Raw genomic sequence first — 17,676 nt, forward strand, 5'->3', positions numbered from 1 at the left:
TAGATAGAACTGTAAATAAATTTAAGTTCTTAGGACATGAGGAACAACCTGAAACAGGCTAGGTAGATTTGATGAAACGAATGTACGACCCACCGACTGGACGCTTCATATCCGTTGACCCAAGCCCTTATCTAGCAGGATAAGAAAGCCTAAGTACCTTACCAGTATGGTTATAATAACCCAGTTTGTTATAGTGACTCTAATGGAGATTGCCCTGCATGTTGGGAATGAATGAAAAAACAATAGAATAATGCAAGTGCACAATATACTCAGGTTGCTAGCTCAGCCCCAAAAGTTGCAGTTCAGAATACAGTTACAAATAGTAAAGGTCAAATAGTTTCACCCGTAGATTTTAAAAATCACGGCATAGGTGCAGAATCTGGACATGCTCATATTTTTCCACCTAATCAAATCAATATGGGGCACCATATAGTACAGGTACAATTCCACATATACCCAACAATCAAACGCCAGTTGATTGGTTACATTTTCCAACTGGTGTAACACCCTCTAAACCATTAGGCAATTAAAATGGACAAAACAGTATTATTTAAAAAAAAATATGGCTCTTTTTGTGATGTAGTCATAGAAAGGTTAAATTATAAACTCGAATACATTGAAAATTTTATGGAATTAGAAGTAATTGCAAGAAATATTGAGTATTCTAATTTTAACGTATATGAAAATATTTTAATCAAATTTAATAAAATAAAGAAATTTAAGTTTTACGAATCTATGGGGGCTACTAATCACATTACTGTGTTAGACTGTAATATTTTAAAAATAAGCGGTTTATACGTTTTTGATTTTATTCCTTGGGGTGAGAATTTGACGGATTTAGATGAGATAAGGAAATCGAATTTTTATATAATTTGTGAAGATTTTGAATTTACAAGTTCCCCTGTTGTTCGAGGTGTTCCGAGTAAAGATTAGCGTAGAAGTATATTTATAACTTCCCCATTTCGTCGAAGTATTCTGAGGTACAAAAGTTTAAACCGTTGTGCGTTGTCTTCAAGACTACGCACCAAACATAAACAAAGTGCCTGTGACACGGTAAGTGTCTAAAAAGTACCTCAAAGCGAGGCAAAAGTTCTTTGAAATAAGCCGCCAATGCCCCCATGAGTATTTGAATGGTACGTTGCAGCGGATAGGGTTGGAAGAAGGGCAGTTGATACGCAACAGTAATGCCACGTACACGGTACATTATTACCTCAAAGACCAGCGAAACGTCGCACCGTTGGGCATCGTGCGGCAAGTAATCAACGAAACGGGCGCAGTACTGCAAAAGACAGAGTATTATGCTTTTGGGATGCCTGTGGTGAAAAGTGGAGCGGCTAATAATAAGTATCTTTACAATGGCAAGGAGTTGCAGCCTAATACGGGTTGGTTGGATTATGGTGCAAGGCAGTATGATGGAGCAGTGGGAAGGTTTTTTACAATTGACCCATTGGCAGAGAAATACACGGCTTGGTCGCCATACAATTACACTTTCAACAACCCATTACGCTATATAGATCCTGATGGAAGAATGGGTATAACACCTGGGGATTTTACGACCAAAAAGGTAATAAAGTTGGTACAGACGGTATTGATGATGGTAAAAAGTATGTCGTTGTCGACAATAAAGAAGCAAAGCAAGTTTCGAGAACTACAAAAGACGGCGGCACTACCCAAGTTGGTACTTTAACATCTGCCGTATTACTACCAAGTTCTGCAGCTCTACAGGAAGCATCCAACGTGATTGACCGTACAGAAGCTAATGGAGGTTTTAGAGAGGAAAATTCTATTGTTATGAAAAGCGGTCAAGTAATACAAGGCGGTACAGGACCAATGCCAACAATAATTAATGGAGAACAAGTAGCAACTGCCACTTTACCTAATTTGCCAGCAGGTAGTACAAATGCTAATGTAGAAGCAACGATACATTCACATCCTACGCAAGTGCAAATTGAAAATAATATAGCTTATCCACAATCTGCAACTCTGCCATCGCCAACAGATAGGAACACTTTTAAAAATTATGGTACTAATATTATTGTAGGTCGTTTAGGTCAATCAACTGTAAGTCAGAATCCAAATGGCAGCTATGCGGTGTCTCATCAACCACTTGGAGCAGTCATTTACAATAGTAATACCCAACCACAAATTCAACTGACACAAAAGGTAATCCAAAAAATTATAAAAATGAACTAAGATGAAAACATTGGGTACTATACTCGTTTTATGCTTTTTTGTTTCCAAAGTCAGTATTGGGCAAGGCATGGGAAGAAAATTAAATTTGATTGTTGTTATAGACCAAAGAGTAATTATTGGAGGATTAACAAATATTCAATTACGTTCAGGCAGCGATACTTTTTCTGTAAATTACGAACCTGGTAATTTAACAATTGCAGATACAAGCAAGTTTTTTTCTAAAACTGATTCATTGCCTGCAATCTTGTCGTTTTATTATGATGAGCATAACAGAACTGATTTAGCCTATAATAACCATTATGAAATACCATTAGAACGGGTGTGGTTGAAACGGTCATTTATAGTTTTAAGAATCTACAATACAGATAGGAAACCATACAAGAGAATTTACAATTCTCTAAAAGGGTTAAGCTATACATTTGAATTGGATTTACCCACAGGGTCAATAAATAGAGTAAGAAAAAAGCCCCAGTGACGGGGCTTTTTATACTTGAATCAATTGATTAATAGTATCAGCTACTTGTTTGAATTTATCTTGGGAGAGTCTACTCAAAGAATGGGAAATATTTTTTTATCAGCAGTAAAAAATCGGTTGGGCCTGATATTAGAGGCCACTGAAAGAGAATTAGCCGAAGGTTCGTCGTATCTGAAAAATAAAAGGTAAAATCGTTGTTCGTTGTCTTCAAGACTACGTACTAAACATAAACAAAGTGCCTGTGACACGGTAAGTGTCTAAAAAGTCCCTCAAAGCGAGGCAAAAGCTATAATTATATACACAGGCGAGGGCCAGTATATCATTTCAAAGTGCTACCGTAGGGGAGTACCAGTACTATTTGACTGACCACTTAGGCAATACCCGGGTGGTAGTGAGTGGGCAAGGAGAAGTACTGCAACGAAATGATTATTACGCTTTTGGATTAGCTATTGACGCCGTAGATAGAGGAGAAAATAAGTATCTATTTTTAAATAGAGAATTGCAACCTGAAACGGGCTCTTATGACCTCATCCATCGCCAATACGATCCTGCCAAAGCGCGGTTTGATGCGGTAGATCCTAAACCTGACGACGGCGACCAAGAAAGCCTAAGTACTTATCAATATGGATTAAATAATCCTATTCTTAGAAGCGACCCGAATGGAGATTGTACTAAATGCTGGGAAGCTATTAAAAGTTGGTTGACTGCTCCAATATCGCCTGAAGCCCAAAAGATAGGTCAAGCTTATATGATATCCAGTACAGGCTTAGATAGTAAGCCCAAAAATAGATGGCAATTGATAGCCGCTGTAATGGGTCATGCTGGGCAGCATTTTGGAGGTTCTACACCAGGAAATTTGAAAATAAGGATTCCAAAAAATAATACCCCAAAAATAAACATCAGTAGTAAATCAATTCCTAAAAAAGGAGATTTTATATTTAGGGGAGATGAAAGAGGGCCTGACCTTATTTTTAATGAAGGTTTCAAGTCTAAAGGGGATAATACAAATTTAGAGCAACATGTTAAATATAACCCTGATGATGATGCTTATATAAGTACTACTAAATATCCCAAAATTTCAGCATCAGGGGATTATGGTGAATATGTATATACCATAAAAGACCCTAAGACTGGAAAAGATGTTAATCAAGAATTGGGGCAGGGACGCTTCTCATATGAGCATGAAATCGCGATTCCTTATTTAATACCCTCCCAAAATATTAAGGGAGTTCGTAAAGTAGGTAACGCAGGAAAATTCACAGGGCCATTCATTAAAAATCCTAATTATCAACTAAATAGTCAATGAAAAATACGATAAAAGAAATTAATCGAGAGGTCACGATTAGAGATGAATTTGGAATTTACCAAAAAGGAAATTTGTCAGGAAAAGTTTATTCAAATGATAAAGTAACGATAAACTTAAAAGTAATGGATAAAAGCTTTTTCTCGCTTGAAAGGAGTAACTTTTTTGATTGTTTAATAGATATCAGAAATAGCTTAGCTGCATTAAATTGGATAATTCTTTGTAACGGAGCACGCAAAGATGTTTATCCTTCTGGCATGGGAAGGCAGATGAACAAAGGCTTAATGGCTTATCAACTTACATTTGGCCAAGCCGTGGCAGCTTCAGACTTGGTTGATATTTTTCAGGAATGTCCGGAAGAGAACATAGCATCTCCTGAGTTACAAAAAGTATATTTTGAAGAGTGGTTTGAAAGTTTTTAAAATGAGATAATGGCAAAAAAAGCACCCCCTAGTTCGTCCTAATGTTCTGAAAAATAAAAGCTAAAAACGCTGTGGGTAGCGAGCATAAAACAGGGTTTTACACATTAAAAGAATAATCTTGCTCGTTTACTACAGTAACAAGAAGTACAATCCGAGAACATATGGAGCCTTAGACACCCAGTTCACCCTAGTGTTCTAAAAAGACACATAAGACCGTTGTGCGCTGTCTTCAAGGCTACGTACTAAACATAAACAGAGAGTCAGTAACACAGTGAGTGCCTAAAAAGTACCTCAAAGTGAGTCAAAAACCATAATTATACAAACTCAAGAATAGCCTTGCTCGCTCAATCGCACTGTAGAGCAGCATAAAAACAAGCGTACAACACAAACCATAAACGCTATTATCTAAGCGTTTCCTGTTTTTACTATTGGTTAACAATGTGAAATACAAATAGACAACATTCTATTTTATGCTCCCGAATGTTCTTTAGGGGATATTGTTAGTATCGAAATGAGAAAAGATAAACTTTTTGTAAAGGGTCTGAAGAATCAGGTAATCGTACGCTTGGGGAGGTTTGTTGCATAGCTTCTTGAACAGATGATTAAATTCTGTCCTAAGGTATGCAACAAAGCCTTGCTTCACCTACCAAACCTTCTTAAGCTGAGCAATCGTCTCAACGGGATCTTGGGCGTTGAACACGAAGCTGCCAGCTACCAAGGCCCGAGCACCTGCATGGTAGAGGAGGGGGGCGTTTTCTTGGTTCACTCCACCGTCGATTTCAATAACCGCCAGACTTCCTTGCTTCTCAATCAGGGCAGCGGCTTGGCGAACGCGTTCGTACGTGCGCTCGATAAACTTTTGTCCACCAAAACCTGGATTGACGGACATAATCAGTACCAAATCCAAATCGGCAATGACGTCTTCGAGAACGCTCACGGGTGTGTGAGGATTAAGGGCAACCCCTGCTTTGGCTCCTAAGTCCTTGATTTGTTCAATAGTACGGTGAAGATGCGGGCAAGCTTCGTAATGAACCGTCAACACCTCGGCTCCTGCGTCACGAAAGGCGGCAAGGTAGCGCTCAGGTTGTACAATCATCAAATGGACGTCCAATGGTTTTTTTGCGTGTTTCTTAATGGCAGCCGTGACGGGAAGCCCAAATGAAATATTGGGCACAAACACGCCGTCCATGATGTCAACGTGAATCCAATCGGCTTCGCTTGCATTTAGCATTTCAACATCGCGTTGGAGATTAGCAAAGTCGGCGGCCAAAACCGAAGGAGCAATAAGGGGAGAAGTCATGAAAAAAGAAATCTTGATTTTGGCCGCAAAGTTCGCCTTTTTTTTACGAAATCTGGCTCATTTCCCAGCCCAAAATTGCCTTTTTTCGGGTAATACCCCAGCGATAGCCCCCAATTCCCCCGACTTTTTGCAAAACCCGATGGCAAGGAATCAGATAAGCAATGCGGTTACTTCCAATGGCAGTTCCTACGGCTCTGTGGGCAGAAGGTTGGCCGATTCGTTGGGCAATTTGCTCATAACTAGCTAGTTGTCCTTTCGGAATAGATAACAAGGCTTCCCAAACTTTGATTTGAAAATTGGTGCCGCGCAATAAAACTGTAATGGGGTGCGTCGCATCATGGGAAACATCAAAAATTTGATTGACCGTAGATTGCGTGATTTCGGGCGCGTGAATCCAGGTGGCATTTATCCATTCCTGCTGGAGCGAATGGGTGAGCGGTTCGGCTTCATCTTCCTCCAAAAATCGCAATTCCATCACCCCCCGAGCCGTAACCGCAATAAAACAAGCCCCAAAAGGCGTTTCGTGGATACCGAAGTGGATGCTAAGTCCTTCACCCTTGTTTTTAAATTCTGCGGGAGTCATGGCTTCGTAGGTCACAAACAAATCGTGCAGGCGACTGGTGCTCGACAAGCCTGCTTCAAGGGTGGTATCAAGTAAGTTGGCCGACTGGGCGAGGCGTTCTTTGGCAAATTCTTTGGTTAAAAAACGCAAAAATCGCTGTGGACTTGTCCCCGCCCAACGGCTAAAAAGTCGGTTAAAGTGAAACTCCGATAACGCAACGTGGTCGGCAATTTCTGCCAACGACGGCTGTTGTTGAAAATTAGCTTCAATAAAACGAATTGCTTTTTCAATTCGTTGGTAATCAATGTGTTGTTGTTCGCTGATAGTGTCCATTACTGGGGAGATTTCTTTCAGCAAAAATAGGCAGAAATCAGCAGTACATTCAATCCGAATCTTGCTCAATTGGCCTCATTGGTCGGTTGAGTCACTTAGCTCGTAGCGCACGTAAGGCGCGGACGTATCAGCAACCATTTGGCTTTTTTTCTGGAACTTGTTTTTACTTCGGAGGGTAGGTTGTTTGTAATTAGTGGGCTGACTTTTAACGGATTTAACCGAAAAAGTAATCCCGCCTACCTGTTTTTTACTCATTTGAATTTGTTTCTGTTCTTTGTACGACAAGTGCGGCGAAAAAACAAAAGGTACTTTGTCCACCTTAATGGTGGTTTTAGGGTTGTTTTGGGGCGAAGGATAATTATTGCGGTCTTCTTTGTTGTGTTGTGCGTTACTGAGATGGGAGTTTAGAACCCACAACAAACACATAACCGCCATGCTTCGACATGGAGTTAAGGTACGCTTCATGATGGTACTTGTTCTGATTGGAATACACTACTTAAAGTACCAAAGATAAGCGGAATTACCTGTTTTACTCAAAAAAAGTACTTAATTTTTGTTTGCGTGCCATGCGCATAATAGATTCAGAGTTGTTGTAGCTTGCTACATCTTCCAGCGGAACCCAGACCAAGTTTTTGGATTCATTGTTGATTTTTAAGGGTATAGCCTTATTGGCACGCAGCAAGAAACGGATATCGTAGTGAAAATGGGCGGGATCTTTTGTGTTTGCAGGGATTAAATGAACATCTACATCGTAGATTGAATCAGACACGACTTCAACAGACTCTAGGCCCGTTTCTTCTTGAGCTTCCTTAATTGCTACCTGTAATATGTTCCATTCGCCGTCGGCATGGCCACCAGGTTGAAACCAGCGGTCGAGTTTTCGATGGTGCATCAGCAGGACAAACTGCCCTGTTTCGTCCACCACCCAAGCAGAACCTGTGATGTGACCAATCGGGAGCGAGCGTTCAAAACAGGCAGGATTTTGTTTCACAAATTCAATGGTTTCGAACCACATGCGTTGTTCTTCGGGCTCGGTAGGTTGGTATGCTTGGAGAAGTTGAAGGAGTGGAGTACGGTTCATGAGTTTGTTATAATTGCACAATATTCAGAGACGAAGGTATGGAATCTATCACATTCTTTTCCGTATCTTCGCCTCGAAAATTTCCCAAAATTATCTAATAAAATACCTAAAAAGATGAAAAAATCGTTGGTAATCACCGCTTTAACGTTTGTTAGCGGTATGGCTATGGCCCAAATCCGTACCCCACAACCTAGTCCAGCTGCGACAGTGATGCAAACTGTAGGAGTCACTGACATTACAGTAAAATATTCTCGCCCAGCCGTAAAAGGACGTGAGGTGTTTGGAAAACTTGTTCCTTATGGACAGTTTTGGCGCACGGGTGCCAACCAAGCAACTGCCATTGAGTTTTCAACGGATATTATGTTGGATGGTAAAACTGTACCAGCGGGTAAGTACTTCCTTTACAGCATTCCAAATGCGGATGCGTGGACGGTAATTATCAACAAATCAGCGGCTACTGCGCCCGAACAATACAAACAAGCGGACGACGTGGCCCGTATATCGGTGAAACCTGAGCAATCAGCGATGACAGAATCGTTTGAAATTGGTTTCTCAAACATTACAGACTCTACGGCTAATCTGGACATCAAGTGGGACAAAATTAAAGTAAGTCCATTGTTGGCAATTCCTACGACTAAAATCGTGGAAACAGCCATTGATAAAGCAGCGGAAGCAAGTGCTAACAATATGAATGCGGGAGCAACGTATTTGTTGGGCAAAGGAAGTAACCTCCAAAAAGCCCTTTCGATGGTCAACCAAGCGGTTGCTTACAAAGAGACTTTCCGTAACGTTTGGACCAAAGCCCAGATTTTGGCCAAGTTGGGTAACTTTGCTGAAGCAGCACCGTTGGCGAAAAAAGCGTTGGATTTGGGTCAGTCGAGCAACGATACTTCTTTCCCATTCTTTAAAGATGCCATCGAAAAAGGCGCCGCTGAGTTTGCCTCAAAAATTCCAGTGCCTGTGTTGCCTACTAAGAAGAAAAAGTAAAAATTTTCTCTGTGCCTCGCGTCTGACTATCGTCTAACGCGAGGTACACGTCAGACGATAGTCAGACGGGAAGCCTAATTTGCCATTTACCAAAAAAGCCTCGTCTTCACGGGGCTTTTTTGGTGAGCTATAATTTTAAAAAACAGGCGAAATTAATTCCGACGGGCTATTTCGTCACGAATTTTAGCGGCTTTTTCGTATTCTTCGTTGTTGAGAGATTGTTCCAACACTTTGTGAAGTTCTTCCAAACTCATGTTTTTGATTTGGTCAGTCCACGAACGTGGCTTTGACGACTGTACAATTTCTTCGATGGGTTCGTCGGCATCAGTTTGTGCGCCAGAGGTTATACCTGCTTCCGACAAAATGGTTTCGTACGTATAAATTGGCACATTGAAACGTAGTGCAATGGCTATGGCATCGGAAGGGCGCGCATCAATGACCGTATCACGAATGCCATCAGTGCATTGCAAACGTGCGAAGAAGATACCTTCTTTTAAATCCGAAATAATAATCTCACTGACTGAATAATTGAATGCCTTTGCAAACGACTTGAACAAGTCGTGGGTCATGGGACGATTGGGCTGGATTTTTTCTATTTCTATCGCAATGGCTTGCGCTTCAAACATCCCAATAATGATTGGTAAACGACGGTTCCCGTATTCTTCTCCCAACACCAAAGCAAACGAACCAGTTTGGGATTGGCTTGGGGAAAGCCCCAAAATTTCAAGTTTTATTTTTTCCACTATGATAAATGCTAAAGCACGGCTTTTTTTAGGACACAAAAATAATAAACCTGCGGGGATTTGAAAAGGCTTTCTTTTCTCCCGCAGGTTTGTAACATTGGAACTTTCAACGAAGTTTCAAATTAGTAAAAGACAAGAGGCAAATTAGCAAAGGCCAAGGGGCAAACTTGCAAAGGGCAAAAAAGCAAATTAGCAAGGGGCAAAGGGCGAGGGGCAAGCTTGCCTTTTGCCCCTTGCCTTTTATTTACTCTCCTTCACAGCCTTAGTCAGGCGAGGTAAAATGTCAAAAACATCACCTACGATACCGTAATCGGCGGCTTTGAAAAATGGTGCTTCGGGGTCTTTGTTGATAGCCACAATCACTTTTGAAGAGTTGACGCCCGCTAAGTGCTGAATGGCTCCCGAAATTCCGCAAGCAATGTACAAATTAGGTGCAACTTTGATACCCGTTTGGCCAATGTGCTCGTGGTGAGGACGCCAGTCAAGGTCAGAAACTGGCTTTGAACAACCCGTGGCCGCACCAAGTGCCTGTGCCAAGTCGAGAAGCGGTTGCCAATGTTCAGGGCCTTTCATCCCACGTCCACCCGACACCACAATGTCTGCTTCGGTCAACGACAACTCGCCGCTGGCTTTTTCTTGGCTGATTACTTTTGCCACAAAATCGCCACCACCAAGGGCAGGAGAGAAGCCAACAACCTCGGCACTTCCGCTGCCAGCAACGGCCTCAATGGCGTTTTTCTTAATGCCCAAAATTTTGATTGCTCCTTTAACCGCGACTGTTGCAAAAGCTTTGCCTGTATAAATACTGCGTTTTACTTTAAAACCGTCGGTCAAATCTGGTAACTCAGTGACGCCTGATACAATGCTTGCGCCTAATTTAGCGGCGGCACGTGCCCCCATCGAATCACACAAACCTGATTTTGGTAAAATAACTACCTCAGCTCCTTCCTGTTGAACTGCGGCGGCCAATACCGAGGCGTAAGCCATGGCATTCTCAGTGGCTAATTCTGACGCGTTGGCGTGCAAAACTTTGCTGGCTCCGTACGCACCTGCGGAGGCTAGTTCTGAAGTTTCGGCGTTGCCAATGGCCAAAACAGTGGCGGTAGTTCCTTTTACTTTGGCAATTTCTGCTCCGTACGCAACGGCTTCTAAAGATGTTTTTTTGATACTACCGTTATCGAGTTCTACAAATATTAAAATTGACATGATTTCTAAGTTTTTGCGTTTGAAAATTGACAGTTTTTACAACACCTTCGCTTCGGTTTTGAGCAATGAAATGAGGGTTTCTGCTTGGTCGGCAGGAATCATCTTACAAGCACCTTTAGGGGCTGGCAAGGTGTATTTGTCCAAGGTTGCAAGCTCGTCAACGGCCACTGGCTCAACCACTTTAAGGGGCTTCGTACGGGCAGTCATAATTCCGCGCATGTTAGGGATTTTCCACTCAGCAATGGGTTCTTGGCAGCCGAGTACCAAAGGAAGTGGCGCTTCTAAGTTTTCTTTACCACCCTCAATTTCACGGGCAAACTTGGCAGTTGAACCTTCAATATCAAGTTTCATCACAGGAGAAAACGACGGAATGCCAAGCATTTCACCTACTAAACTGTGAACAACACCACTGTTAAAATCAATGGATTCGCGTCCCATTAAAATCAAATCGTAGCTACCTTCTTTGGCAATAGCGGCAATTTGGGCAGCGGTAAAGTAGGAGTCTTGTGGGTCGCAGTTGACACGAATGGCATCGTCGGCACCAATGGCCAATGCTTTACGGATTTGAGGGTCACTTTCGGCTTCGCCGACGTTCAAAACGGTGATGGTTCCTCCCAGCTTTTCTTTCAATTCAACGGCTCTGGCAAGGGCGTAGTCATCGTATGGGCCGATGATGTACTGCACGCCTGCTTTGTTAAATTTAGTGTCATTTTCGGTAAAACTGATTTTGGCCGTTGTATCAGGTACGTTGGTAATGCAAACTAAAATTTTCATGTGCTTCGTCGGGATTATTTGAAATATAACTTTAAGGAGATTTATTTTGTTGGTGCAAATATATAAAGCGCAAGTTTTAAAAATAGTATGCTTGCATAATAATTTTTTATGAACAATAACCGACTCGAATTACTGCTTCAATTTTACGAAGAAGATTCTCAAGACCCTTTCAATGCGTATGCGTTGGCGATGGAGTATCTAAACAAAGACACGGCAAAGGCCAAAGTATATTTTGATACTTTGCTGGAGGAGCATCCTTCTTATTTAGCAACGTATTACCATGCCGCGGCGTTGTATGCGGCCCTCGAAAACCTCGAACGGGCCGAAGCACTATACCAAAAAGGGATGCAACTGGCTATCCAACAACAAAATACCAAAACATACCAAGAGCTACAACGCGCACACCGCCAATTTTTAGATGAACAAGAAGATTGGTAAAGCTCAGCAACCTGGGGAGTGAACCCCTTAAAGTTTGTTAAACTCTGCCACTTTGTCAGTTTTGTCGTCTATAATTTGTACCTTTGTGGTTCAATTTTTTTTTAACGAATTATTGGAATGATTACCTCAACATTAAAAATATTGTCGGAAAGCGATAAAGAGGCGTGCGAAGTCGTGAAAGTGAGTGAAGAAGAATTGGCGGCAGGAAAAAAACGGCTGTTTATAGAAAGCTATGGCTGTCAGATGAATTTTTCGGACAGCGAGATTGTCGCCGCAGTGATGCGTAACGCTGATTTTGCTACTACATCTTCTGAAGACATGGCCGATGTCGTTTTCTTAAATACCTGTTCAATCCGTGATAACGCCGAGCAGAAAGTTAGAAACCGATTGAAGCACCTCAACACGTTGAAGAAAAAACGCCCAGGTATGATTGTGGGTGTGTTGGGATGTATGGCAGAGCGCCTAAAAACCAAGCTCTTGGAAGAAGAAAAAATTGTGGACATCGTGGCAGGGCCTGACTCGTACCGCGATTTGCCAAGGTTGGTAGAGGAAGCAGAAACGGGACAAAAAGCAGTAAACGTATTTCTTTCTCGCGAAGAAACCTATGCCGATATATCACCGATTCGCCTCAATTCCAACGGCATTACGGCTTATATCAGTATCATGCGTGGATGCGATAATATGTGTAGCTTCTGCGTAGTACCTTATACCCGTGGACGTGAGCGTAGCCGCGATCCCTTTAGCGTAGTTCGTGAAGCACAACAACTCTTTGATGAAGGCTACCGTGAAGTAACGCTTTTGGGTCAAAATGTGGATTCATATAAGTATAGCCCCCCAACCCCCGATGGGGGAGAAGGGCAAAAGGTGAATTTTGCACAGTTGTTGGAAATGGTAGCGACCATTAGCCCAGATTTGCGCGTACGTTTTAGTACTTCACACCCTAAAGACATCACCGATGACGTACTTTGGACAATGAAAAAGTACGAAAACATCTGCAAATACATCCACTTGCCAGCGCAAAGCGGAAACAGTCGCGTGCTGAAAATTATGAACCGTACCTATGACCGCGAATGGTACATCCAAAAAATTGACCGTATTCGTGAGATTTTAGGGGTGGATTGTGGTATTTCAACGGATATGATTACGGGCTTTTGTTCGGAAACGGAAGAAGAACATCAAGATACGTTGACGCTGATGGAGTACGTAAAATACGATTATGCGTACATGTTTGCTTACTCAGAACGCCCAGGAACACCAGCTGCCAAAAAACTCAAAGATGACATTGCGGAGGACGTAAAAAAACGCCGTTTGCAAGAAGTAATTGCGATTCAATTGCAGCACTCTGGCGAGCGTAATCAGTTGGCAGTGGGTAAAATCCATAAAGTGTTGGTAGAAGGACCATCAAAGCGTTCGGACGACTTCTTGTGTGGCCGCAATGACCAAAATAAAGTGGTGGTATTCCCGAAAGAAAATTTCAAAAAAGGAGACTACGTACAAGTATTAGTAACAGAATGTTCGTCGGCTACTTTGATTGGCCATGTGGTAGAAACAGCTTAGGATACAATGACAAACCCTGAAATTCAATCCATTAAAAACCGTTTTGGCATTATCGGGAATGCACCTGCCCTCAACTACGCCCTTAACGTAGCGATGCAAGTAGCCGCCACCGATTTGACAGTGCTCATAACGGGAGAAAGTGGAAGTGGGAAAGAGTCGTTTTCTAAGATTATTCACAATCTTAGTTCACGTAAACATGGCCCATTTATTGCCATCAACTGCGGCGCAATTCCCGAGGGAACCATTGACTCTGAGTTGTTTGGCCACGTGAAAGGTTCGTTTACGGGAGCTATCGAAGACCGTAAAGGATATTTTGAAATTACCAACGGTGGTACAATTTTCTTGGACGAGATCGCAGAAATGCCTGTTGGTACTCAAGCACGTTTGTTGCGGGTATTGGAAAACAAGGAATTTATCCGTGTGGGATCATCGGCAGTACAAAAAACCGATGTTCGTGTGGTAGCGGCAACAAACGTAAATTTGATTGACGCAGTGCAGCGTGGTAAATTTCGCGAGGATTTGTATTATCGTCTCAATACAGTGCCGATTGCCGTGCCACCCCTTCGTGAACGGGGAAGCGACATAGATTTATTGTTTCGAAAATTTACTTCTGACTTTGCAGAAAGGTACCGAATCGCACCCGTAACGCTTACGAACGAAGGGAAAGAAATGCTAATTAGTTATAATTTCCCAGGAAATATTCGTCAGTTAAAAAACATTGCCGAGCAAATCCAAATCTTAGAAGCGGAAAATAAAGTGCCAATTACGCCGCAAGTGTTGGTAAAATACTTACCCAATTACGCATCAACGACGCGTTCGATGACGTTTTTAGGAGCAGGAGGAAACAATGCTGGTGCGGGGGAGTCATTTAATGAGCGAGAATTGTTGTACAAAATTTTGTTTGACATGCGGCGCGACATGAATGACCTCAAAAAGCTGGTTTTGAAGCTGTTGAGTGGCGATGCCCACCACGGAGAGATTTTGCGCGAACATGGTAGTCTATTTAGTAGTATAGAAGCCGACACGCAGCCTTTATCAGAAACCACGAAACTGTTGCCAAGTGGAACAGCCCTCAGTGCATCCGCAACGCAGCATTCATCTGGGGCAATGTCGAATAATACGCCTAATATTATTCAGATTTCCCCTTACGATAGCATGGATAATGAGGTAGTGGATATTTCTCACGAATCAGCGGAGGATGAGTCGCTCTCCTTGGAACATAAAGAGAAAGAGATGATTGTGAAGGCTTTACAACGCAGCGCTGGTAAACGCAAATACGCAGCGCAAGCCCTCGGAATTTCAGAACGAACATTGTACCGTAAGATAAAACAGTATGATATTGAAGAAGATTAGTTTTCGGTTTCCTGTTTCGGGTTTCCTGTTTCGGGTTTTGAGTTTGGGGTTTCCTGTTTTTGGATTTCGGGCTTTAACTCTAAACCCTAAACTTCAAACCGTAAACCCTAACCCCCCAACTTCAAACCGTAAACTCCAAACCGTAAACCTGGTATTCCTAACGACTCTTTGTGTTTGGTTGTCAGGCTGTTATTCTTTTAGAGGAACAACCCTTTCGCCCGATATAAAAAGTGTGACGATTACAAACTTTACGATGGGAACCGCAGGGGGGCCAGCCAACATGGCATTGCAGTTCAATGAAAAAATGAAGGAGTATTACCAGCGTAATACCAGTTTGGCGTTATTGCCGCTAAACGGCGATTTGCAGTTGGAGGGTTCTATTACTGCCTATGAAGTTACTCCTGCGGCACCTACGGCCAATGACCAAGCAGCACTCAACCGACTTACAATAACGATTCAAGTAAAGTTTACCAACAACAAAGACGAAGAAAAGAACTTCGATCAAAGTTTTTCATTCTTCAAAGATTTTCCTCAAAGTCAGACACTAAGCCAAGTAGAGAGCCGACTTGTACCCCAAATTTTGGATCAAATTGTCCAAGATATTTTTAATAAGTCGGCAGGAGATTGGTAGGTTTTGTATAAAACGACCCCATATATGAGTAATCGTTACGTAAAAGAATCATTTTCGTACTGGACGTCGCATCCAGACGATATTACGGAGGCGGACATTCCCTACCTCCAAGAAGCATCCGATTTGTACCCATATTGTCAAACACTACGGGTATTGGTTGCTAAAGCGACTGCCCTTCATCAGCCAGACGTGGCCGAAGTTCCCATTCAAAAAGCCGCAGCGTATTCAATTAGTCGAAATACCTTGCGAAAACTAATCCAAAACGAATTTCAATGGTCGCCCAATCTCAAGAGTAAAAAATTTGAAAATGTATTGTGGCCAGCTGATTATCAAAAGAAGGACGTAGAGTCATTGGCAAAACCCCGATGGAACTTGCCTGAATTACCAAAAATTAGTCTTTTTGACGAACCATTAGAATCATCACAGCAGAAAACATTAATGCCAGAATTGCCACCTATTGACGACACGACATTGCGCGAGAACGTATTGCAGAATGATTTAGAACAGATTGAGAGTTCAACAGCCGAAGAAAATGTAAAGTTGCACCGAGAACTAGAACGCCAAATTCAGATGGACATCATTGATAGCTTCATCGAAAATGAAGCTCGAATTGGACCCATCCGCGCTAACCTGAACGACGTAGTTAATGTTGAACCAGAAGACCTCGCCAAAAAACGAAATTCTACCGTCAGAGGAGAGGTGGTAAGTGAAGGGATGGCGAGAATCATGGTGCGTCAAGGAAAAATTGAACGGGCCATTGAAATATACGAGCAACTGATGTTGAAAAAACCAGAAAAAAAGGCGTACTTTGCCGAAAAGATAAAAGACTTAACCACGGAGTAGCAAGTGAAAGGTTAATCTTGAACTAGAAAACTCATAACTGAAAACAAAAAAATGTTTACCGTATTTATCGTTGTAATTGCTATTATCGCTGTATTGTTGGTTTTAATCGTACTGGTTCAAAACTCTAAAGGAGGCGGTTTAGCAGGAGAATTTGGAGGAAGCGGTGCGAGCCAAATGTTTGGTGTAAAACGTACTACTGACCTTTTGGAACAAATCACTTGGGGATTAGCAGGTGTGATGGCGATTTTGGCGTTGGTTTCGCATTTGTTCATCGGTGAGCCTCAAGCAGCAGGTGGAATCAATAGCGTAAACGTAGAGAAAGCGAACCAACGTTCGTTGCCTGCGGCTCCAGCGCCTACAACACCTGCACCAGCAACTACACCAGCTCCTGCACAACAACCAGCGCAGAAATAAGTCAGTGTTGCTGCTTCCAATTGGAAGCCTAAAAGCCACGAAGAAATCAATTCTTCGTGGCTTTTTTTATGGATTTAAGAATAAGCGCTGGTGTAGCTTTGGAGTGTACCGAGGTATTTTTGGGGGAGACAAATCTGAATGCCGTCGATGGTACAGCAAATAAAGGTTTGTAGGAAAAAACGCTTACTTTCCCAATGACGAATTTTTGTCCAAGGAAAAAGAAGTGGCGGATGCCCGAACTGGAAAAATGGCATAATGTGCAGATACATCCCTTCTTGGGTAAAGGCGAGCCGAAGCAAGCCGTTATAATTGGAGAGACCAACCCGCCCCGTCACGTTGGCATAAAAACCCTCTTTTAAGGGTTGGGTAGCGAATTTTTTAGCTAGGTTTTGCCAACCACTGACGTGTGAAAAACCATAGACAATTACCGACCACAGAATGGAAAATACGACCATAAAAGCGAAGGCGATGCCTGCAATATACAATGCCATTTCCATGAGTTTAGCTGGTTATTCGGTGGGCGAGTTGAAAAAAGTGATAGACTTGCTGAAATACCTTGCGTTTACGGCGCGCAATAGGTAGGCACACCCCATTTTGAAGATGCACTTCGTATTCAGGAAAATCACAGGAAGTAATCGAATCAAGATTGACTAAAAACGATTTATGAATGCGGGCGAAAGGATAGGTTTTTAGTTCTTGGTTGTATTCTTTTAAAGTTTTTGCCACCAGAAAACGCTGCCCGTCTTTTAGATAGATATTACTGTAGTTGACATCACTTTGGATATAAAGTATTTGATTGATTGGGATACTGACAAAGCGATTCATGTAGGGTAATGTGAGTTTGGGAATGGAAACTTTCCGCTGAGGGACTTTTACAAGCTGGGGCAAAAGCGGGTGAGTGAGCGCGTTCATAACTTCAAGGGGTTTTGTTATTTTGATGATTCAAAAATAAATTGGACAAAATCCCCGAAAAACTACCGATGAATAACTGGCGGCATCTGTAAAAAGGTGGTGGACTTGGATGTATTTTTGGTAATTTGCTATTTTGGGGATTGTTCAAA

22 protein-coding genes are annotated in these 17,676 nt (G+C 42.2%); 13 read left to right on the top strand and 9 right to left on the bottom strand.

Annotated features, from left to right (window positions below; genetic code table 11):
- Positions 1 to 531: 531 nt before the first annotated feature.
- The 6 genes from DTQ70_RS08850 to DTQ70_RS08875 all read left to right on the top strand — a co-directional run bounded on the left by DTQ70_RS08850 (position 532) and on the right by DTQ70_RS08875 (position 4,393).
- Positions 532 to 933, top strand: a complete 402-nt coding sequence (locus tag DTQ70_RS08850) for a hypothetical protein (protein ID WP_122930481.1) — start codon at positions 532 to 534, stop codon at positions 931 to 933.
- Between the two features lie 124 nt (positions 934 to 1,057).
- Positions 1,058 to 1,687: an RHS repeat domain-containing protein gene (locus tag DTQ70_RS08855; protein ID WP_164489935.1), complete on the top strand. Its 630-nt coding sequence runs from the start codon at positions 1,058 to 1,060 to the stop codon at positions 1,685 to 1,687.
- A gap of 50 nt (positions 1,688 to 1,737) precedes the next feature.
- Positions 1,738 to 2,193, top strand: a complete 456-nt coding sequence (locus tag DTQ70_RS08860) for a hypothetical protein (RefSeq protein WP_164489936.1) — start codon at positions 1,738 to 1,740, stop codon at positions 2,191 to 2,193.
- 1 nt (position 2,194) lies between these two features.
- Positions 2,195 to 2,668: a hypothetical protein gene (locus DTQ70_RS08865; protein ID WP_164489937.1), complete on the top strand. Its 474-nt coding sequence runs from the start codon at positions 2,195 to 2,197 to the stop codon at positions 2,666 to 2,668.
- A gap of 391 nt (positions 2,669 to 3,059) precedes the next feature.
- On the top strand, positions 3,060 to 3,974 hold the full coding sequence (locus DTQ70_RS08870; RefSeq protein WP_206019660.1) for an RHS repeat-associated core domain-containing protein: 915 nt from the start codon (positions 3,060 to 3,062) through the stop codon (positions 3,972 to 3,974).
- Positions 3,971 to 4,393, top strand: a complete 423-nt coding sequence (locus DTQ70_RS08875) for a hypothetical protein (protein WP_122930486.1) — start codon at positions 3,971 to 3,973, stop codon at positions 4,391 to 4,393. The genes DTQ70_RS08870 and DTQ70_RS08875 overlap by 4 nt, the downstream gene beginning before the upstream one ends.
- A gap of 643 nt (positions 4,394 to 5,036) precedes the next feature.
- On the opposite strand, the gene rpe is transcribed toward DTQ70_RS08875, so the two are convergent.
- The 4 genes from rpe to DTQ70_RS08895 form a co-directional block, all read right to left on the bottom strand.
- Complete coding sequence (gene rpe / locus DTQ70_RS08880; RefSeq protein ID WP_122930487.1) at positions 5,037 to 5,693, bottom strand: ribulose-phosphate 3-epimerase; 657 nt, start codon at positions 5,691 to 5,693, stop codon at positions 5,037 to 5,039.
- A gap of 43 nt (positions 5,694 to 5,736) precedes the next feature.
- Positions 5,737 to 6,588, bottom strand: coding sequence for a bifunctional transcriptional activator/DNA repair enzyme AdaA (locus tag DTQ70_RS08885; RefSeq protein ID WP_122930488.1), 852 nt, complete (start codon positions 6,586 to 6,588; stop codon positions 5,737 to 5,739).
- A gap of 75 nt (positions 6,589 to 6,663) precedes the next feature.
- Positions 6,664 to 7,053 (bottom strand): hypothetical protein, encoded by a 390-nt coding sequence (locus DTQ70_RS08890; RefSeq protein ID WP_122930489.1) that lies wholly within the window; start codon positions 7,051 to 7,053, stop codon positions 6,664 to 6,666.
- Between the two features lie 64 nt (positions 7,054 to 7,117).
- On the bottom strand, positions 7,118 to 7,669 hold the full coding sequence (locus DTQ70_RS08895; RefSeq protein WP_122930490.1) for an NUDIX hydrolase: 552 nt from the start codon (positions 7,667 to 7,669) through the stop codon (positions 7,118 to 7,120).
- Positions 7,670 to 7,783: 114 nt separating this feature from the next.
- Here DTQ70_RS08895 and DTQ70_RS08900 point away from each other — a divergent pair, with 114 nt between their 5' ends.
- Positions 7,784 to 8,656, top strand: coding sequence for a DUF2911 domain-containing protein (locus DTQ70_RS08900; RefSeq protein ID WP_122930491.1), 873 nt, complete (start codon positions 7,784 to 7,786; stop codon positions 8,654 to 8,656).
- A 152-nt stretch (positions 8,657 to 8,808) separates the two neighbouring features.
- Here DTQ70_RS08900 and DTQ70_RS08905 read toward each other — a convergent pair whose 3' ends face one another.
- The 3 genes from DTQ70_RS08905 to DTQ70_RS08915 all read right to left on the bottom strand — a co-directional run bounded on the left by DTQ70_RS08905 (position 8,809) and on the right by DTQ70_RS08915 (position 11,379).
- Positions 8,809 to 9,399 (bottom strand): bifunctional nuclease family protein, encoded by a 591-nt coding sequence (locus DTQ70_RS08905; protein WP_122934321.1) that lies wholly within the window; start codon positions 9,397 to 9,399, stop codon positions 8,809 to 8,811.
- 240 nt (positions 9,400 to 9,639) lie between these two features.
- Positions 9,640 to 10,605, bottom strand: coding sequence for an electron transfer flavoprotein subunit alpha/FixB family protein (locus tag DTQ70_RS08910; protein WP_122930492.1), 966 nt, complete (start codon positions 10,603 to 10,605; stop codon positions 9,640 to 9,642).
- Positions 10,606 to 10,641: 36 nt separating this feature from the next.
- Positions 10,642 to 11,379: an electron transfer flavoprotein subunit beta/FixA family protein gene (locus DTQ70_RS08915; RefSeq protein WP_122930493.1), complete on the bottom strand. Its 738-nt coding sequence runs from the start codon at positions 11,377 to 11,379 to the stop codon at positions 10,642 to 10,644.
- 108 nt (positions 11,380 to 11,487) lie between these two features.
- Here DTQ70_RS08915 and DTQ70_RS08920 point away from each other — a divergent pair, with 108 nt between their 5' ends.
- From DTQ70_RS08920 to secG, 6 genes are all read left to right on the top strand, one after another.
- Positions 11,488 to 11,817: a tetratricopeptide repeat protein gene (locus DTQ70_RS08920; RefSeq protein ID WP_122930494.1), complete on the top strand. Its 330-nt coding sequence runs from the start codon at positions 11,488 to 11,490 to the stop codon at positions 11,815 to 11,817.
- Between the two features lie 117 nt (positions 11,818 to 11,934).
- On the top strand, positions 11,935 to 13,374 hold the full coding sequence (miaB, locus tag DTQ70_RS08925; RefSeq protein WP_122930495.1) for a tRNA (N6-isopentenyl adenosine(37)-C2)-methylthiotransferase MiaB: 1,440 nt from the start codon (positions 11,935 to 11,937) through the stop codon (positions 13,372 to 13,374).
- Between the two features lie 6 nt (positions 13,375 to 13,380).
- On the top strand, positions 13,381 to 14,727 hold the full coding sequence (locus DTQ70_RS08930; protein ID WP_122930496.1) for a sigma-54-dependent Fis family transcriptional regulator: 1,347 nt from the start codon (positions 13,381 to 13,383) through the stop codon (positions 14,725 to 14,727).
- On the top strand, positions 14,714 to 15,358 hold the full coding sequence (locus DTQ70_RS08935) for an LptE family protein (RefSeq protein WP_310588028.1): 645 nt from the start codon (positions 14,714 to 14,716) through the stop codon (positions 15,356 to 15,358). The genes DTQ70_RS08930 and DTQ70_RS08935 overlap by 14 nt, the downstream gene beginning before the upstream one ends.
- Positions 15,359 to 15,382: 24 nt before the next feature.
- On the top strand, positions 15,383 to 16,201 hold the full coding sequence (locus DTQ70_RS08940; RefSeq protein WP_122930497.1) for a hypothetical protein: 819 nt from the start codon (positions 15,383 to 15,385) through the stop codon (positions 16,199 to 16,201).
- Positions 16,202 to 16,252: 51 nt separating this feature from the next.
- A complete protein-coding gene (gene secG / locus DTQ70_RS08945) occupies positions 16,253 to 16,615 on the top strand; it encodes a preprotein translocase subunit SecG (RefSeq protein ID WP_122930498.1) in 363 nt (120 codons plus the stop codon).
- 74 nt (positions 16,616 to 16,689) lie between these two features.
- On the opposite strand, the gene DTQ70_RS08950 is transcribed toward secG, so the two are convergent.
- Both DTQ70_RS08950 and DTQ70_RS08955 read right to left on the bottom strand, forming a co-directional pair.
- Positions 16,690 to 17,112 (bottom strand): hypothetical protein, encoded by a 423-nt coding sequence (locus DTQ70_RS08950; RefSeq protein WP_122930499.1) that lies wholly within the window; start codon positions 17,110 to 17,112, stop codon positions 16,690 to 16,692.
- A 4-nt stretch (positions 17,113 to 17,116) separates the two neighbouring features.
- Positions 17,117 to 17,527: a LytTR family DNA-binding domain-containing protein gene (locus DTQ70_RS08955; protein ID WP_122930500.1), complete on the bottom strand. Its 411-nt coding sequence runs from the start codon at positions 17,525 to 17,527 to the stop codon at positions 17,117 to 17,119.
- Positions 17,528 to 17,676: the final 149 nt, after the last annotated feature.

Source organism: Runella sp. SP2 (assembly GCF_003711225.1).
In the GTDB taxonomy this organism is placed as follows: domain Bacteria; phylum Bacteroidota; class Bacteroidia; order Cytophagales; family Spirosomataceae; genus Runella.

Excerpts from the sequence above, each read along its gene's own strand:
- DTQ70_RS08850 (WP_122930481.1), top strand. The coding sequence starts at position 532 with ATGGACAAAACAGTATTATTTAAAAAAAAATATGGCTCTTTTTGTGAT.
- DTQ70_RS08865 (WP_164489937.1), top strand. The coding sequence starts at position 2,195 with ATGAAAACATTGGGTACTATACTCGTTTTATGCTTTTTTGTTTCCAAA.
- DTQ70_RS08875 (WP_122930486.1), top strand. The coding sequence starts at position 3,971 with ATGAAAAATACGATAAAAGAAATTAATCGAGAGGTCACGATTAGAGAT.
- rpe (WP_122930487.1), bottom strand. The coding sequence starts at position 5,693 with ATGACTTCTCCCCTTATTGCTCCTTCGGTTTTGGCCGCCGACTTTGCT.
- DTQ70_RS08885 (WP_122930488.1), bottom strand. The coding sequence starts at position 6,588 with ATGGACACTATCAGCGAACAACAACACATTGATTACCAACGAATTGAA.
- DTQ70_RS08890 (WP_122930489.1), bottom strand. The coding sequence starts at position 7,053 with ATGAAGCGTACCTTAACTCCATGTCGAAGCATGGCGGTTATGTGTTTG.
- DTQ70_RS08895 (WP_122930490.1), bottom strand. The coding sequence starts at position 7,669 with ATGAACCGTACTCCACTCCTTCAACTTCTCCAAGCATACCAACCTACC.
- DTQ70_RS08900 (WP_122930491.1), top strand. The coding sequence starts at position 7,784 with ATGAAAAAATCGTTGGTAATCACCGCTTTAACGTTTGTTAGCGGTATG.
- DTQ70_RS08910 (WP_122930492.1), bottom strand. The coding sequence starts at position 10,605 with ATGTCAATTTTAATATTTGTAGAACTCGATAACGGTAGTATCAAAAAA.
- DTQ70_RS08915 (WP_122930493.1), bottom strand. The coding sequence starts at position 11,379 with ATGAAAATTTTAGTTTGCATTACCAACGTACCTGATACAACGGCCAAA.
- DTQ70_RS08920 (WP_122930494.1), top strand. The coding sequence starts at position 11,488 with ATGAACAATAACCGACTCGAATTACTGCTTCAATTTTACGAAGAAGAT.
- miaB (WP_122930495.1), top strand. The coding sequence starts at position 11,935 with ATGATTACCTCAACATTAAAAATATTGTCGGAAAGCGATAAAGAGGCG.
- DTQ70_RS08930 (WP_122930496.1), top strand. The coding sequence starts at position 13,381 with ATGACAAACCCTGAAATTCAATCCATTAAAAACCGTTTTGGCATTATC.
- DTQ70_RS08940 (WP_122930497.1), top strand. The coding sequence starts at position 15,383 with ATGAGTAATCGTTACGTAAAAGAATCATTTTCGTACTGGACGTCGCAT.
- secG (WP_122930498.1), top strand. The coding sequence starts at position 16,253 with ATGTTTACCGTATTTATCGTTGTAATTGCTATTATCGCTGTATTGTTG.
- DTQ70_RS08950 (WP_122930499.1), bottom strand. The coding sequence starts at position 17,112 with ATGGAAATGGCATTGTATATTGCAGGCATCGCCTTCGCTTTTATGGTC.
- DTQ70_RS08955 (WP_122930500.1), bottom strand. The coding sequence starts at position 17,527 with ATGAACGCGCTCACTCACCCGCTTTTGCCCCAGCTTGTAAAAGTCCCT.